Raw genomic sequence first — 13,755 nt, 5'->3', positions numbered from 1 at the left:
TCCTCTGGATGCGGTACTTGCGCGTGCAACTACCGCATCCAGAGGACTGATCGCGGGGGTTACGGCTTCGGCAGGTAAGGGCCGAGCACCTTCTCCAGGTAGTCCGCCAGGTCGTAGAACGCGTCCTGGACCGGGTTGCCCGCGCTCGGCCGGAACCGCAGCACCTGCGGGTCGTGGTCGCTCGCCTGCTTCGCGAACTCGGCGTTCAGGTGGACGACGTCGTAGTCGGCCCCGCGCGGCGCCTTCGACGCCAGGATGTGGTCCAGCACCTGCGACTGGCCCTCGAAAACGTAGCTGTACCGCTCGTTCTCGGGCAGCGACGCGATGAGGTCCTTCAGCGCGCCACCGGCGGTCAGCGTCTTCACGGCGGGCGAGAACGGGTAGTCGTTCAGGTCACCGGCGACGACGATGTTGGCGTTCTTGTCCGACGCGAGCAGCTTGTCGACGAAACCGCGCAGCACTGTCGCCTGCTTGGCCCGCTGCACCTCGGAACTCCGGACCGGCGGCTGGTTGCGGCCGTGGGTCGGCTGGTCGCCGCCCTTGGAGTTGAAGTGGTTCGCGACGACGAACACGGTGCGGCCCTGGAAGACGAACTCGCCGACGAGCGGCTTGCGGCTGGCTTCCCACGCTTCGTTCAGCGGGTCGACACGGCCGGGGGAGGCGGTCAGGTGGGTCTTGCCGCGCTCCTTGACCACGTCGACCGGGGTGGTCGCGTCGCCGCCCTTGCGGTCCACAAAGGACACCCGGGCCGGGTTGAACAGGAAGCCGACGCGGATGTTGCCGCCCGGCTGGCCGCCGTCCTTGCCGTTCTCCGGGTCGATCTGACGCCACTCGTAGCGCGGGCCACCGGCGGCGACGATCGCGTCGACGAACTTCTTCAGCGTCTGGTCCGCGACGACGGTGCCGTCGTTCGTGGGCCCGTTGTTGTCCTGGATCTCTTCCAGGTTCAGGATGTCCGGCTTCGCGAGGTTGGTCGCGATGGCCTTCGCCAGCTCGCCGAACTTCTCGTCACTGTCCAAAGCGGACAGGTTCTCGACGTTGTAGGTGGCCACCGAAAGCTCACCGCTGCGCTGCGCGCGGGTGCTTTCGCGCTGCAATCCGTTGTCCTTGGCGGCGCCCAGCTTCGTCGCGAACAGCGTGTAGCCACCGAAGTTGCTGTACTCCACCGGACCGGACGTCTCGCCGGTGAGCACGTCGCCGGTGTTGACCTTCGGGAACGGCTGTTCGGCGAACGGGATCAGCGACGCGACCTTGAGCACGCCGGTGTTGAGCCGGTCGTAGTCCAGGTACACCGCGCCGCCGCGGACGCTCGGGTTCTGCTTCGGCTTGGTGGTCACGTAGAGCTCGTTGAACGACGACGTCGGGCCGACGACGCGCGCGTCGGAGACGCTGACGCTCTCGCTTTCGTGCGACTCCCAGAAGTCCAGCGAGTACTTCGCGGGCTCCAGCGGCAGCGGCTCGATGCTGCCGCCCGGCGCGGGGGCGACGGTGTCCGGGACCGAGTCCGGCGTGACGACGGTCGGCGCGGGGACGGCGTTCCCGCTCGAATCGACCGTCCACTGTGCACTCGTCAGCTCGGTGAGCGACTGGTACGGCGAGGTCGCCGGCGCGTCCGGATAGAACTCGCGGACGGAGCCGGTGGCGGTCACCGCGTCGCCGACGGCCACGGCGGGCGTGGTCGAACCGGTGAAGACGAACAGGCCCTCGCTGGTCCGCGGGTCGGCGTCGGGCGCGGGGTCGGTGATCCAGAACCCGCGGGCCGAACCGAAGCCCCGGATCGCGGTCACGACGCCGGTGACCCCGGCGACCTTCCGGTCCTTCAGCGGCGAGATCCGGGTGGTGCCCTGGATTTCGTGGATCTTGGCGGTCACCGCGGGCGGGCCGGTCTCGCCCGGCGTCTCACCCTTGCCGTTGGTCGGCGTGGGCGCGCCGGAGGTGAAGTCGGCGGCGTTGTCGTCGGTGTCCGCGAGCGTCGTCCCCCTGGCGACGGAGGCGGTGTTGGACGGCGCGGGCGCCGCGCTTCCCTCGCGGATGACGGCGGCCGGGCCGAAGCCGACCAGGTCCTTGATCCGGGTGTCGGCCGCGCAGTCGGCGGCGGTCTTGCAGGTCAGCGCCGTGGTGCCCTGAACGAGCGCGACGGTGCCGGCGGTCGCGGACAGGGCCAGCGAGCCGGTGGCGTCCGGCGCCGGGAGCGCGACGGTGCCGCCCGCGCCCTTCGCCTGCGCGACGAGGTACCGCGCACCCGCCGCGACGCTGCCGGTCAGCGGCGTGACCTGCCAGCTGTTCCCCGACGCGGGCGCGTACTGGACGCTGAAGCCGTCGAGGCTCACGGCGGCCGCGCCGCGGTTCGCGAGTTCGATGAAGTCGCTGGTCAACGTGGCGCCCGAATTCCCGCCACCGCCGTAGACCTCGGCGATCACGGCGTCGGCGCTGGGCGCGGCGAGCGCGGCCGGAGCGGCTGCGATGGCAGTACCGCTCACGACCAGCCCGGAGGTGACGGCCACGGTCAGGGCCCTTCTCCGGGCAGCACGTCGGGATGTGGTCACGCTGAGTCCCCTTTTCGCAAGATCGGTCGAGGAATACTCCCCCGAACAAGTGAAATGAGGAAGACGTCAAGACAACGATTCGTCACCACTAGCCCGTTCGGACCCCTGCTTTCGCAGGTTTCGGGGCTGGTTTTGCCGTGTTCTTACGTGAGAGGATCAAGGTCCGCCGCCTGCGAAGCACCAGGAGGCGTCTTCATGCGCAAACTTCTTTGCGCGCTCGTCATGGCAGGTCTCGTGATCCCGGTTCCCCAGGCGGCCGCCAAGCCGCCCGGAAAGGCCGCTTTCGAGGTGATGACCCCGGCGAGCGCGGTCGCGTCCCGCACCGACCGGCGGCCGAACGCGGGCGGGGTCTTCGATCCGGTCGCGCGCAAGACCTTCATCTCGTGGTCCGGCAAGGCCGCGGACACCTACGTCCAGGCCTACGACCACCGGACCGGCGCCTGGACCGCGCCGAAGAAGATCGCCGACGGCGAGTCCGATCCGCACAACTACCCGACGATGCTGCTGGCGGGCGACGGCCACCTGCTGATCTTCCGCGGCATGCACAACACGCGGACCGTGATCAGCCGCGCGCCGCTGGCCCATTCCCTCGACGGCACCTGGACCGACACCGAGGTTCCCGAGGGCGACTCGGCGAGTTACCCGATGCCGGTCAAGACCGTCGACGGCACGCTGTTCATGTTCTATCGCGAGACGACCAACGAACTCGATCCGAACGCGAACACCGACTTCCGCCCGATGAAGTACATCGTCTCCCGCGATCACGGGAAGACGTGGAAGAACTCCGTGCGGCTGACCGGGAAGCAGTGGGCGTTCGGTTCGCTGGGGCGGGCCGACCACATGGACGAGATCTACGTCGGGCAGCTGCGGTACCTGCCGTCGTCCGGGCGGATCCAGTTCGTCTACACGCTCGCCGGCGGCGGGCCGGAGCAGCACAAGCACGACGTCTACCACCGGAACGTCTACTACCTGTCCTTCGACGTCCGTACGCTGCGCTTCTTCTCCGCGGCGGGCCACGACCTCGGCACGCAGGTCGACGACGCCGAACAGGAGCGGTACCTCAAGGTCGCCGAAACCCCGCTCGAACTCCCCGGCGGGCTCAAGTCGCCGGACTACATCCTGCAGACCGGCACCCAGCGCGACGGCAAACCGTTCGTCACCTGGTTCCAGTTCGACGCCGCGGGCTCGCCGCGCGATTTCGCGGGCGCGTGGAACGGCCGGGAGTGGGAAGTGCGCGAAGTCGCGAACGGACTCCGATTGCGCGAGATCGAACAACTCAATGGCGGCACTTGGCGCGTTTACGGAACCCGGGACGGGAAGCCGGGCATCGAGACGTTCCTGCTCGAGAACGGACGCACCTGGAAGCCGGAAACCTTGATCACCACGGCGAAACCGGTCCAGCGCGTCGAAGTGATCGCCGGTTTCCGGGACCCTGCCCGCATTCTGGCGACCGGCGCGTCCAGTGCGCGTGACGTCTCAGTGGCCGACGGTGACATTTATGTCGCGGGGGCGCCGCGGAAATAGCCCATTGGTGTTCCGCTGCCTTAAATGAACCTCAAGTCCGGGTTCAACCCGGCTTTTCCGGAGTTACCTTTGGCGACGTGAGCGAGGACACAAATCCTCCCTCACGTCGCCGGAGGAGGTGTCCGATGGGCTGGCTGATCGCCGGTACGGCACTGGTTCTGCTGCTGGGCATCGCGCTGGCCACCGACCTGCGCGATCGGAAGCGCGGAGGACGTCCGGTGGCCCACTTCGGTGGAGCGCGGCTCGACGCCGTGCTGCGCGAGGCCGACCTGGGCGAACGATTTTCCGACGCTCACCGGGGAGGGTGAGCGGGGGGAACTGGGGGCGCACCGCCGGTGCACGGGACCCGTCGGGGGAGGACGGAGCCCGTACACCGGCGGTGTGTCATTTCACGCCTCGCCGCACTCGCGTGATCAGAGCCGTGACTCGCGTGACTGAAGCCGGATCTCGCGTGATCCAACGCCGCACACCCGAGATCCGTCTCCAAGCACGCGAGGCACGGTTCCAAGCACGCGAGTCACGTGTCCGATCACGCGAGGCCCGCGCGACCGCGCGAGTCAGCGCTCGAGTTCCTGCCGCGCCTTGTACTTCCCGATGAGCGACTTCGCCCCGGCGACCGCCGCCTTGCCCGCACCCTTCGCGCTCGCGGCCAGGAACGTCGTCCAGTCGAAGTAGTCGCGCCACAGCACGATCCGGCCGTCGCGCACTTCGAACGTGCCGCACACCCAGAACTCGGCCTCCCACGAACCACGCCGGAGGACGTCGGTGCGCTCGGTGAGCACGATCGGGCCGTCGGCGGCGATGTGGTGAGTGCGCGCTTCGAACCCGCTTCCGTAGCGGGCCATGGTGCGCAATTGCTTCTCCACCGCGGAAAGCCCGCGGGCCGCGGGAAGCGGGACGTTCTGATAGACGATGTCGATCGCCACGAAGCCCAGCGCGCGGTCGATGTCGAGTTCTTCGAGGGCCTGAAGGAAACCGGTCACCACGGTCTTCGGATCCGTCATGCCGACCAAGGCTAATCCGGTTTTGAACCACCGGAAGGTCACAGCCGTATCACAGAACGGAGGGGCCGGTTTCCCCTGACTACGGAGGTATCGATGCGACGGCGACTGCCGATGGCACTGTCCGCGCTGGTCGTCTGGGTGCTCGTGGGCTGTTCGACGGCCACGGGCGCGGCGCCGACGGCGAGTGCTCCCGGCGCCAACCAGGCCGACATCACGTTCTCCCAGCAGATGGTGCCGCACCACCAGCAGTCGATCCAGGTGGCGAACCTGGCCGCGGAACGGTCGGCTTCCGAGTACGTGAAGGCCACCGCGGCCAAGATCGTCAAGGCCGAGTCGGCCGAGGTCCAGACGATGACCGCCTGGCTGCAGTCGTGGAACGCGGCCGTGCTCCCCGCGGCGGGTCACGCGGGGCACGCGATGCCGGGGATGATCACCGAAGGACAGGTCGCCTCGCTGCAGAACCTGACCGGGGCCGAGTTCGACAAGACGTGGCTCCCGCTGATGGCCGAACACCTGCGCAACGGCGTCACGATGGCCAAGACCGTGCTGTCTTCGGGCGAGCACGCCGAGACCAAGGCCCTCGCGCAGGAGATCGTGGAGAACCAGTCGGCGGCGATCGACGAGATCACCGCGCAGCTTCCTTGACCCCCTGCGACGCCGGGAGCACAGGGTCCGCTATTGTTCTCGGCGGTGGCGTGTCCGAGCGGCCGAAGGAGCACGACTCGAAATCGTGTGACGGTTAATACCCGTCCGTGGGTTCAAATCCCACCGCCACCGCAGCGAAGAGCCCGGTCTCCACGGAGACCGGGCTCTTCCGCGTGAGGGCTACTTGTTGAACTTGTCCTTGAGGTCCTGCACGCCGCCTTCCGCTCGATCGCGCAGGTCGTGCCCGGCCTCCTTGACCTGACCTTCGGTCTGGTCGGCCCGGCCGGAGTTCGCGAGGTCCTGGTTGTCGGTCTTTTCGCCGAGCTTCTCCTTGGCGGCGCCGATGGCCTGCTCGGCCTTGTCCTTCGCCTTGTCGAACACGCTCATGGCGGATGTTCCTCCTTCGACCGCGACCCCCGTTTGTGGCCGCCTGTCCGGAGGGTTGCCCGGGAAGGCGGGATCGACACATCCGTCACCCGGTGCGGTTACCCCGCTGCCCGTGGAAGAAGTCTTCGAGCAGGGCCGCGCATTCGGACTCCAGCACGCCGCCGACGACTTCCGCGCGGTGGCTGAGCCGCCGGTCGCGGACGACGTCCCACAGCGAGCCCACGGCCCCGGTCTTGGGCTCCCAGGCGCCGAAGACGAGCTTCGCGACCCTGGCCATCACGAGCGCCCCGGCACACATCGTGCACGGCTCCAGCGTCACCGCGAGCGTGCAGCCTTCGAGGCGCCAGCCGTCGCCGTAGATCTCGGACGCGGCCCGCAGCGCGAGGATCTCGGCGTGCGCCGTCGGGTCTCCGAGTTCTTCGCGGGCGTTGCGCGCGGAAGCGAGCGGGGTCCCGTCGGGTGCCAGGACGACGGCGCCGATCGGCACGTCTTCGCCCGCACCTCGCGCCGCACCGATCGCCGCCCGGACGGCGGCGATGTCGGCGGCGGAGGCGGCGGGGCTCAGATCTCGTCCAGGATCTTGGCGAACTCGGCGGCGAATCCACACCGCTGCGCGACCATCTGGAGTTGTTCGTCCGGATAGAGATCGACCTCGCCGACGATCACCTGGAGTTCGGCCCCCGGCAGTCCGAGATCGGACAGGATCTCCAGGTCGCCTTCCGGCCAGACCGCGTCGTCGTCCTCGTCCGGGGGATCGACTCTCAGCACGTCGAGCACGTCGGCGGCGATGTCGTAGTCGAGCGCCGCGGCGGCGTCGGACAGCAGCAGCGAGGGACCTCTGGGACTCGGCCGGACGATCACGAAGAACTCGTCGTCGATCGCCAGCAGGCCGAACGCGGCACCGGTCGAACGCAGTTTTCCCAGCTCGGTGATCGCCGCGTCGAGTTCGGCGAGCGCCCCCTGATCCAGGGAGCTGCACCGCCACCGACCGTCCTCCCGCACCACGGCCACCGCGAACCCCGTGATCGGCTCTTGCACCGCCATGCGCACACCGTATTCCGCCCGGATTCGGAACGCACGTACGGTGCGCCCTAAGCGCCACATGCGCCACTATCGAGACATGACCGGACCCACCGACCTTCCCACTCTCCCCGACGCGCGCTTCGCCGGTTTGCTGGGCGAGGCCCGCGCCCTTCAAACGAAAACCGTGGAACTCCGCCGGGAGATCCATCGGAATCCGGAGATCGGCCTCCAGCTGCCGAAGACCCAGGCCTCGATCAAAGCGGCGCTCGAAGGGCTGCCGCTGGAGATCCTCGAAGGCAAATCGACCACTTCGCTGACCGCCATCCTGCGGGGCGGGAAGCCGGGCCCGGCGATCCTGCTCCGCGGCGACATGGACGCGCTGCCGCTGCACGAGGACACCGGCCTCGGCTTCGCCTCCGAAGACGACGACGCGATGCACGCCTGCGGGCACGACACCCACGTCGCCATGCTGGCGTCGGCCGCGCGGCTGCTCGGCGACCACGTCGACGAGCTGGCCGGGTCGGTGGTGTTCATGTTCCAGCCCGGCGAGGAGGGTGAGCACGGCGCGCGCCACATGATCCACGAAGGCGTGCTCGACGCCGCGGGCGAACGCGTCGCGAAGGCGTTCGGCCTGCACATCTTCACCTCGGCCGCGTCCGGCATCGTGCAGACGCGGCCGGGCCCGATCATGGCGTCGGCGAACAGCTTCCACGTCACCGTCACCGGCCGGGGCGGGCACGGCTCGGCGCCCCACCAGGCGATCGACCCGGTGCCGGCGGCGGCCGCGATGGTGAGCGCGCTGCAGACGATGGTGACCCGCAAGGTCAGCGTGTTCGAGCCCGCGGTGGTGTCGGTGACCCGCATCGAGACGGGGACGACGACGAACATCATCCCGGAAACGGCGTTCCTGGAGGGCACGATCCGCACGCTGTCGGAGCGGACGCAGGCGTTCGTACGCGAGGAGCTGCCGAGGGTGTGCGAGGCGGTCGGCGCGGCCCACGGCGTCAAGGTGAGCGCCGAGGTCCTCCCCGGCTACCCGGTCACGGTGAACGATCCGCAGGCCGCGGCGCGGGTGCTGGAGCTGGCGGCCGAGGTCCTCGGGGCGGAGAACTCCGAGTTCATGGAGAACCCGGTGATGGGCGCGGAGGACTTCTCGTATGTCCTGCAACGCGTTCCGGGCGCTTTCGCCTTCCTCGGCGCCGCTCCGCCCGGCTCCGACCCGGCCACGGTCGAGGCGAACCACTCGAACCGCGTGGTCTTCGACGAGGACGCCATGGCCAACGGCGTGGCGATGTACGCGGCGTTCGCCTTGGACGCGCTTCGGTAGCCATTACACAACAGTGTTGATTTAATGGGGTCATGAGCGATGACACCCTGGCCGTCCTGACCGCACAGGAGGAGCGCCTGGTCTTCCGCCGGTTCGACAACGAGACCGCGCTGAAGCTGGGCGCCCACCTGGTCGCGGCGGCACGGGACCGCGCCCTCCCGGTGACGGTCTCCGTGCGCCGCGGCGGCCAGCGGCTGTTCCACGCGGCGTTGCCGGGCACTTCGGCCGACAACGACGCGTGGATCGACCGCAAGAGCCGCGTCGTCGACCGGTACGGACACAGCTCGTTCCTCGTCGGCGAGCGATTCCGCGCGAAGGACACGACATTCGAGGCCGACTCGCGCCTCGACCCGGATCTGTACGCCGCGCACGGCGGCGTGTTCCCGGTGATCGTCGACGGCGTCGGCCCGGTCGGCACCGTGGGCGTTTCGGGGCTGCCCCAGGCCGACGATCACGCGTTCGTCGTCGAGCAGCTGGAAATCTTCCTCGCCAAACTGTCCTAAGTAGACAATCCACGGAGTTGTCCACAGGTTGTTCACGTGTGGACAACTCCGTTCGGCGGCGACAAAACCGGACGAGTTCCGGTTATTTCTTGACAAACTCCCTAGTGGTCTAGTCCAATCCTTGACGTGACGTGAACCACACCCGAGGGAGTCACCATGCGCCGGAAAGCCGTCGTCGGCATCGTTTTCCTCTTGCTGGGCCTGCTGCTGCCCGCCACGGCCCAGGCCGCGATCCCGGCCCACGCCCTGGTCGGCTACCTGCACGCGAGCTTCGCGAACGGTTCCGGCTACACGCGGATCGCCGACGTCCCCGAAGACTGGGACATCATCGACCTCGCCTTCGCCGAACCGACTTCGGTGACCTCGGGCGAACTCCGGTTCAGCCTCTGCCCGGCGGCGGAATGCCCGAACGTCGAATCCGAGGCGGAGTTCATCGCCGGGATCAAGGCGCAGCGGGAGAAGGGCAAGAAGGTGGTCGTCTCGGTCGGCGGCCAGAACGGCCAGGTACAGCTGACCACCACCGCCGCGCGGGACGCCTTCGTCAGCTCGGCGAGCGCGATCATCGACAAGTACGGCCTGGACGGGATCGACATCGACTTCGAGGGCCACTCGCTGTCCCTGGACGCGGGCGACTCCGACTTCAAGAACCCGAAGACTCCCGTGGTGGTCAACCTGATCTCCGCACTGAAGACGCTGAAAGCCAAGTACGGCAACGACTTCGTGCTGACGATGGCGCCCGAGACCTTCTTCGTCCAACTCGGGCACCAGTTCTACGGCCCGGGTCCGAACGGGAGCGCCGACCCGCGATCCGGGGCGTACCTCCCGGTGATCCACGCGCTGCGGGACTCACTGACCGTGCTGCACGTCCAGGACTACAACTCCGGGCCGATCATGGGACTCGACGGCCAGTACCACACCATGGGGACCGCGGACTTCCACACGGCGATGACCGACATGGTGCTCGCCGGCTTCCCCGTCGCGGGCGACGCCGCGAACGTCTTCCCCGCGCTGAAGCCGGAACAGGTCGCGGTCGGCCTGCCCGCGGCGCCGTCGGCGGGCAACGGGCACACGACCCCCGCGGACGTGCGCGCGTCGCTGGACTGCCTGACCAAGGGCAGCGGCTGCGGCTCCTACGAACCGCACGGCACCTTCCCGGCGCTGCGCGGGCTGATGACGTGGTCGATCAACTGGGACAAGTTCAACGGCTGGGAGTTCTCGAAGAACTTCAACTCCTACTTCGGCTGAGGCGCAGCGTGAGGAACTCGGCACTCGGCGAGAGATCCGCGTAGTCGACCTGATAGCCGCCGAACGCCGTCGGCCGGGGATCGACGACGTCCATCGCGAACGGCACCGCCGGACCGGTCGACGGCCGGGCGTAGGTCATCGTCACGATCGCGCGCCCCGCCGAAGCGCACATGGCACCGTGCGCGCACCGCTCGTCCACCACCTCCAGGTAGGCGAGTCGCAGGTCTTCGTCCGGGAGCACGGTCCAGGCACCGAGGCGGACCGTGAACGCGTCACCCAGCGCCGGCGGGCCGCACGAGGCGTTCAGGAACACGAGCACCAGACCGAACAGGACCAGTTTCGCCGGGGTCCCCCAGAGCCACCGTCTTCGCATACCGCGGAGACGCGCCGACGGGCCGACCAGGTTGCATCGGACCGCTTGTCCCGATCTTCGGGACAAGCGGTCCATCGGTTACGCCGTGCTACCGTTGGACGTCACATCATATATCAGATCGGACATGCCAGTGCCCTCTTCTGCACGGTTCGAGGACCGGAAACGGCGGCTTTCCGGGGTGGTGGCCATCCCGGTGACCCCGTTCGACGCCGACGGCGCGGTGGATCCGGAGATCTACGCGAAGCTGGTGGACCGCGTGATCACCGCCGGCGTCGAGGTCGTGACGCCGAACGGCAACACCGGCGAGTTCTACGCGCTGGACGAGGCCGAGGCGCGGCACTGTCTCGAACTGACGGTCGAGGCGGCGGCCGGGCGGGCGAGCGTGGCCGCCGGGGTCGGGCACGACCTCCGGACCGCGGTCGGCGCGGCGCGGCACGCGCGGGAGGCGGGCGCGGATCTGCTCATGATCCACCAGCCGGTGCATCCGTACGTCTCGGCAGACGGCTGGGTCGAGTACCACCGCGCCATCGCGGCGGCGGTCCCGGAGCTGGGTGTCGTGCTCTACGTGCGCGACGCGCGGATCGAAGGCGAGCAGCTGGCCAGGCTCGGCGAGGCCGCGGAGAACGTCATCGGGGTGAAGTACGCGGTGCCGGATCCGGTGCGGTTCGCCTCGGTGGCGCGGGACGCGGGGCTCGCTCGGTTCACGTGGCTCGCCGGGCTGGCGGAGCTGTCGGCTCCGGGCTATTTCGCCGTCGGCGCGACCGGGTTCACCTCGGGACTGGTGAACGTCGCGCCGTCGCTCTCGCTGGAGATGTTCCGGGCGCTGCGGGACGGCGATTCCGGCGCCGCGATGGCCTGCTGGGAGCGCGTCCGGCCGTTCGAGGAGCTGCGGGCCGCGGACGGGAACGCCCACAACGTGAGCGTGGTGAAGGAAGCGTTGGCGCAGCTGGGCTTGTGCCGCCGCGACGTCCGCCCGCCGAGCCGTCCGCTGACCGCGGGCGAACGCGATCGGGTCACCGGCGCGCTGTGGCCGGGGTTACTCGCGCGTTAACAAGGCGTCAGCGAGCCCGCGGAACACGTCAGGGAGACGTTGGCGGAGCGGCCGGGCCGGTTCGATCGGAGTTGTGCTGGCAGGGCACTGACCGATCGACGCGGAGGTAACCGTGACGCTCAGCGAGCTCCTGCCCAGCCTCGGTTGCGAGGCCGCCGACCACCTCGAACCCGGGGTCTGGCCGCGGAGCACCCGGCTCGGGCCCGGCGGGGAACTGCTGTTCGCCGGCGCGCCGGTGTCCCATCTCGCCGCGAGGTTCGGGACCCCGGCGTATCTGCTCGACGAGGACGAGATCCGGGAGAACGCCCGCGCGTACCGCCGGGCGCTGCCGGACGCCGAGGTGGCGTACGCGAGCAAGGCGCTGTGCACCCGCGCGGTGCTGCGCTGGGTCGCCGAAGAGGGGCTCTCCCTCGACACCTGTTCCGCGGGCGAGATCGCGGTGGCGCGGTCGGTCGGCTTCCCCGCCGAGCGGATCCTGCTGCACGGCAACGCGAAGACCCCCGAAGACCTCAAGGCCGCGCTGTCCTACGGCGTCCGCCGGATCGTGGTGGACTCGCTCGACGAGATCGAGCAGCTCGGCGCGCTGGCCACCGGCGCGCAGCAGGTGCTCATCCGCGTCACACCGGACGTCTCGGCGGGCACGCACGCGGCGATCACCACCGGCACCGAAGGACAGAAATTCGGCTTCTCGTTGCGCGAGGAGGTCCGCGACAACCTCGGCCGGGCCGTCTCCGCCGTGCTCGCGCAACCGGGCCTCCGCCTGACCGGGCTGCATTGCCACATCGGTTCGCAGGTGTCCCGGGTGGATTTCTACGAAACGGCCGCCCGCAAGATGATCGGGGTACTCGCCGGGCTCCGCGAGAGCCACGGCGTCACTTTGCGGGAACTGGACCTCGGCGGCGGGCACGCCGTCCGCTATCTGCCCGGTGACACGGGTTTCGACATCGACGGATATGTGCGCCGCCTGCGGGTCGCGCTCGCTTACGAATGCGCGTCGCACGGCTTCCCGTCGCCCGAACTGACGATCGAACCGGGCCGCGCGATAGTCGGACCGGCGGGGATCACCGTGTACCGGGTGTGCGCGGTGAAACGCGGTTCGCGCACGTTCGTCGCCGTCGACGGCGGGATGAGCGACAACGCGCGGCCCGCGCTCTACGGGGCGGCGTACACCGCGCGCCTGATCGGCAGGCGCAGCCGCGCGGCCCGGCGGCCGGTGACGGTGGTCGGACGGCACTGCGAATCGGGCGACGTCCTCGCCGACGGGCTCGCGCTCCCCGACGACGTCCACCCCGGCGATCTGCTCGCCGTCCCGTGCACCGGGGCATACCACCACTCGCTCGCGTCGAATTACAATCTCGTCGGCAGGCCGCCGCTCGTCGGTGTTTCCCGCGGCACGGCGACCCTGCTCGTCCGGCGGGAAACCGAGGAAGACCTGCTGAAACGCGACCTCGGCTGACTCCGGTTCCGAAAACCTCGGCACTCTCCCTGTCGAACGACAGATTCCTTCGCGCCGCGACGTTGAGAAAGAGAATCGCGACAAACAACTTAACGGCGGTAGCATTCTGGACATTGATCGATACGCTGCGCGACAAGAATCGCATGCCGAAACAAAGGGAGGGACGGCATGGGTGACGAACCACGCGCGCAGATGGAGCAGCGCACACCTAGAGGTTTGGACAATACCGATCGCACTCTGATCGCCCTGTTGCAACACGACGGGCGAGCCTCGTTCACGGCACTGGCCAAGGCCGTGGGCCTGTCCGAGGGCGCCGTGCGGCAGCGCGTCCAGCGGCTGCTGCGGGACGAGACGATGCAGATCGTCGCGGTCACGGATCCGGCGAATGTCGGGCTCGGCCGTCAGGCGATGGTCGGGATCCGGGTACAAGGCGATCCGAGGGCTGTCTCCGACCAGCTCTCCGGATTGCCGGACGTCCATTACGTCGTGCTCACCGCGGGAGGCTACGACCTGCTCGCCGAGGTGGCCTGCCGGGACGACGAACACCTCTTGAGTGTGCTGAACGACGACATCCGGCCCATCCCGGGTGTCGTCAGCACCGAAACGCTCGTCTACTTGAAACTGGCAAAACAGACATATGCCTGGGGCAATCTGACCCGATGACCGCCCGG

At 68.8% G+C, this 13,755-nt stretch carries 15 protein-coding genes and 1 tRNA gene; 10 read left to right on the top strand and 6 right to left on the bottom strand.

Translation table 11 applies throughout. The annotated features are described in order from the left end of the window. Window positions 1–59: 59 nt before the first annotated feature. The gene (locus tag IE302_RS22950) at window positions 60–2,504 is read right to left on the bottom strand and encodes a DUF8508 domain-containing protein (RefSeq protein ID WP_191256546.1); all 2,445 of its coding nucleotides are present in this window, start codon (window positions 2,502–2,504) and stop codon (window positions 60–62) included. A 237-nt stretch (window positions 2,505–2,741) separates the two neighbouring features. Here IE302_RS22950 and IE302_RS22945 point away from each other — a divergent pair, with 237 nt between their 5' ends. Together IE302_RS22945 and IE302_RS22940 are read left to right on the top strand one after the other, a co-directional pair. Beyond that, window positions 2,742–4,070 carry a BNR-4 repeat-containing protein gene (locus tag IE302_RS22945; protein WP_191256545.1) on the top strand — a complete coding sequence of 443 codons (1,329 nt, stop codon included), beginning with the start codon at window positions 2,742–2,744 and terminating at the stop codon, window positions 4,068–4,070. Between the two features lie 125 nt (window positions 4,071–4,195). Beyond that, window positions 4,196–4,378, top strand: coding sequence for a hypothetical protein (locus tag IE302_RS22940; RefSeq protein WP_191256544.1), 183 nt, complete (start codon window positions 4,196–4,198; stop codon window positions 4,376–4,378). A gap of 249 nt (window positions 4,379–4,627) precedes the next feature. Here the strand turns inward: IE302_RS22940 and IE302_RS22935 are convergent, their stop codons facing one another. Beyond that, the gene (locus IE302_RS22935; protein WP_191256543.1) at window positions 4,628–5,074 is read right to left on the bottom strand and encodes a limonene-1,2-epoxide hydrolase family protein; all 447 of its coding nucleotides are present in this window, start codon (window positions 5,072–5,074) and stop codon (window positions 4,628–4,630) included. Window positions 5,075–5,167: 93 nt separating this feature from the next. Between IE302_RS22935 and IE302_RS22930 the strand changes: the two genes are divergently transcribed. Further along, the gene (locus tag IE302_RS22930; protein ID WP_191256542.1) at window positions 5,168–5,719 is read left to right on the top strand and encodes a DUF305 domain-containing protein; all 552 of its coding nucleotides are present in this window, start codon (window positions 5,168–5,170) and stop codon (window positions 5,717–5,719) included. 44 nt (window positions 5,720–5,763) lie between these two features. Then, a tRNA-Ser gene (locus IE302_RS22925) sits at window positions 5,764–5,851 on the top strand. A 48-nt stretch (window positions 5,852–5,899) separates the two neighbouring features. Here IE302_RS22925 and IE302_RS22920 read toward each other — a convergent pair. The 3 genes from IE302_RS22920 to IE302_RS22910 all read right to left on the bottom strand — a co-directional run bounded on the left by IE302_RS22920 (window position 5,900) and on the right by IE302_RS22910 (window position 7,150). Then, entirely contained in the window at window positions 5,900–6,106 is a 207-nt protein-coding gene (locus tag IE302_RS22920) for a CsbD family protein (RefSeq protein WP_007035155.1), read from the bottom strand. Window positions 6,107–6,191: 85 nt separating this feature from the next. Further along, complete coding sequence (locus IE302_RS22915; RefSeq protein ID WP_229907906.1) at window positions 6,192–6,593, bottom strand: nucleoside deaminase; 402 nt, start codon at window positions 6,591–6,593, stop codon at window positions 6,192–6,194. A 74-nt stretch (window positions 6,594–6,667) separates the two neighbouring features. Continuing rightward, window positions 6,668–7,150: a tRNA adenosine deaminase-associated protein gene (locus IE302_RS22910; RefSeq protein WP_229907905.1), complete on the bottom strand. Its 483-nt coding sequence runs from the start codon at window positions 7,148–7,150 to the stop codon at window positions 6,668–6,670. 76 nt (window positions 7,151–7,226) lie between these two features. On the opposite strand from IE302_RS22910, the gene IE302_RS22905 reads away from it, so the two are divergent. The 3 genes from IE302_RS22905 (at window position 7,227) to IE302_RS22895 (ending at window position 10,204) form a co-directional block, all read left to right on the top strand. Further along, on the top strand, window positions 7,227–8,456 hold the full coding sequence (locus tag IE302_RS22905) for a M20 metallopeptidase family protein (protein WP_191256540.1): 1,230 nt from the start codon (window positions 7,227–7,229) through the stop codon (window positions 8,454–8,456). Between the two features lie 32 nt (window positions 8,457–8,488). Then, a complete protein-coding gene (locus IE302_RS22900) occupies window positions 8,489–8,959 on the top strand; it encodes a heme-degrading domain-containing protein (protein WP_191256539.1) in 471 nt (156 codons plus the stop codon). A gap of 156 nt (window positions 8,960–9,115) precedes the next feature. Next, entirely contained in the window at window positions 9,116–10,204 is a 1,089-nt protein-coding gene (locus tag IE302_RS22895) for a chitinase (RefSeq protein ID WP_191256538.1), read from the top strand. On the opposite strand, the gene IE302_RS22890 is transcribed toward IE302_RS22895, so the two are convergent. Next, window positions 10,185–10,577, bottom strand: coding sequence for a hypothetical protein (locus IE302_RS22890; protein WP_191256537.1), 393 nt, complete (start codon window positions 10,575–10,577; stop codon window positions 10,185–10,187). The genes IE302_RS22895 and IE302_RS22890 overlap by 20 nt on opposite strands. Before the next feature lie 130 nt (window positions 10,578–10,707). Here IE302_RS22890 and IE302_RS22885 point away from each other — a divergent pair, with 130 nt between their 5' ends. The 3 genes from IE302_RS22885 to IE302_RS22875 all read left to right on the top strand — a co-directional run bounded on the left by IE302_RS22885 (window position 10,708) and on the right by IE302_RS22875 (window position 13,747). Continuing rightward, complete coding sequence (locus IE302_RS22885) at window positions 10,708–11,628, top strand: dihydrodipicolinate synthase family protein (RefSeq protein ID WP_229907904.1); 921 nt, start codon at window positions 10,708–10,710, stop codon at window positions 11,626–11,628. Window positions 11,629–11,740: 112 nt separating this feature from the next. Beyond that, on the top strand, window positions 11,741–13,084 hold the full coding sequence (gene lysA, locus IE302_RS22880) for a diaminopimelate decarboxylase (RefSeq protein WP_191256535.1): 1,344 nt from the start codon (window positions 11,741–11,743) through the stop codon (window positions 13,082–13,084). Between the two features lie 168 nt (window positions 13,085–13,252). After that, window positions 13,253–13,747, top strand: a complete 495-nt coding sequence (locus tag IE302_RS22875; protein WP_191256534.1) for an Lrp/AsnC family transcriptional regulator — start codon at window positions 13,253–13,255, stop codon at window positions 13,745–13,747. Window positions 13,748–13,755 lie beyond the last annotated feature (8 nt).

Source organism: Amycolatopsis oliviviridis, assembly GCF_014654365.1.
Lineage (GTDB): Bacteria > Actinomycetota > Actinomycetes > Mycobacteriales > Pseudonocardiaceae > Amycolatopsis > Amycolatopsis oliviviridis.
Note: the sequence above shows the minus strand (reverse complement) of the source record. Positions and strands in the feature narration are given on the sequence as shown.

Excerpts from the sequence above, each read along its gene's own strand:
- IE302_RS22905 (WP_191256540.1), top strand. The coding sequence starts at position 7,227 with ATGACCGGACCCACCGACCTTCCCACTCTCCCCGACGCGCGCTTCGCC.
- IE302_RS22900 (WP_191256539.1), top strand. The coding sequence starts at position 8,489 with ATGAGCGATGACACCCTGGCCGTCCTGACCGCACAGGAGGAGCGCCTG.
- IE302_RS22935 (WP_191256543.1), bottom strand. The coding sequence starts at position 5,074 with ATGACGGATCCGAAGACCGTGGTGACCGGTTTCCTTCAGGCCCTCGAA.
- IE302_RS22930 (WP_191256542.1), top strand. The coding sequence starts at position 5,168 with ATGCGACGGCGACTGCCGATGGCACTGTCCGCGCTGGTCGTCTGGGTG.
- IE302_RS22895 (WP_191256538.1), top strand. The coding sequence starts at position 9,116 with ATGCGCCGGAAAGCCGTCGTCGGCATCGTTTTCCTCTTGCTGGGCCTG.
- IE302_RS22910 (WP_229907905.1), bottom strand. The coding sequence starts at position 7,150 with ATGGCGGTGCAAGAGCCGATCACGGGGTTCGCGGTGGCCGTGGTGCGG.
- IE302_RS22890 (WP_191256537.1), bottom strand. The coding sequence starts at position 10,577 with ATGCGAAGACGGTGGCTCTGGGGGACCCCGGCGAAACTGGTCCTGTTC.
- IE302_RS22920 (WP_007035155.1), bottom strand. The coding sequence starts at position 6,106 with ATGAGCGTGTTCGACAAGGCGAAGGACAAGGCCGAGCAGGCCATCGGC.
- IE302_RS22875 (WP_191256534.1), top strand. The coding sequence starts at position 13,253 with ATGGGTGACGAACCACGCGCGCAGATGGAGCAGCGCACACCTAGAGGT.
- IE302_RS22945 (WP_191256545.1), top strand. The coding sequence starts at position 2,742 with ATGCGCAAACTTCTTTGCGCGCTCGTCATGGCAGGTCTCGTGATCCCG.
- IE302_RS22940 (WP_191256544.1), top strand. The coding sequence starts at position 4,196 with ATGGGCTGGCTGATCGCCGGTACGGCACTGGTTCTGCTGCTGGGCATC.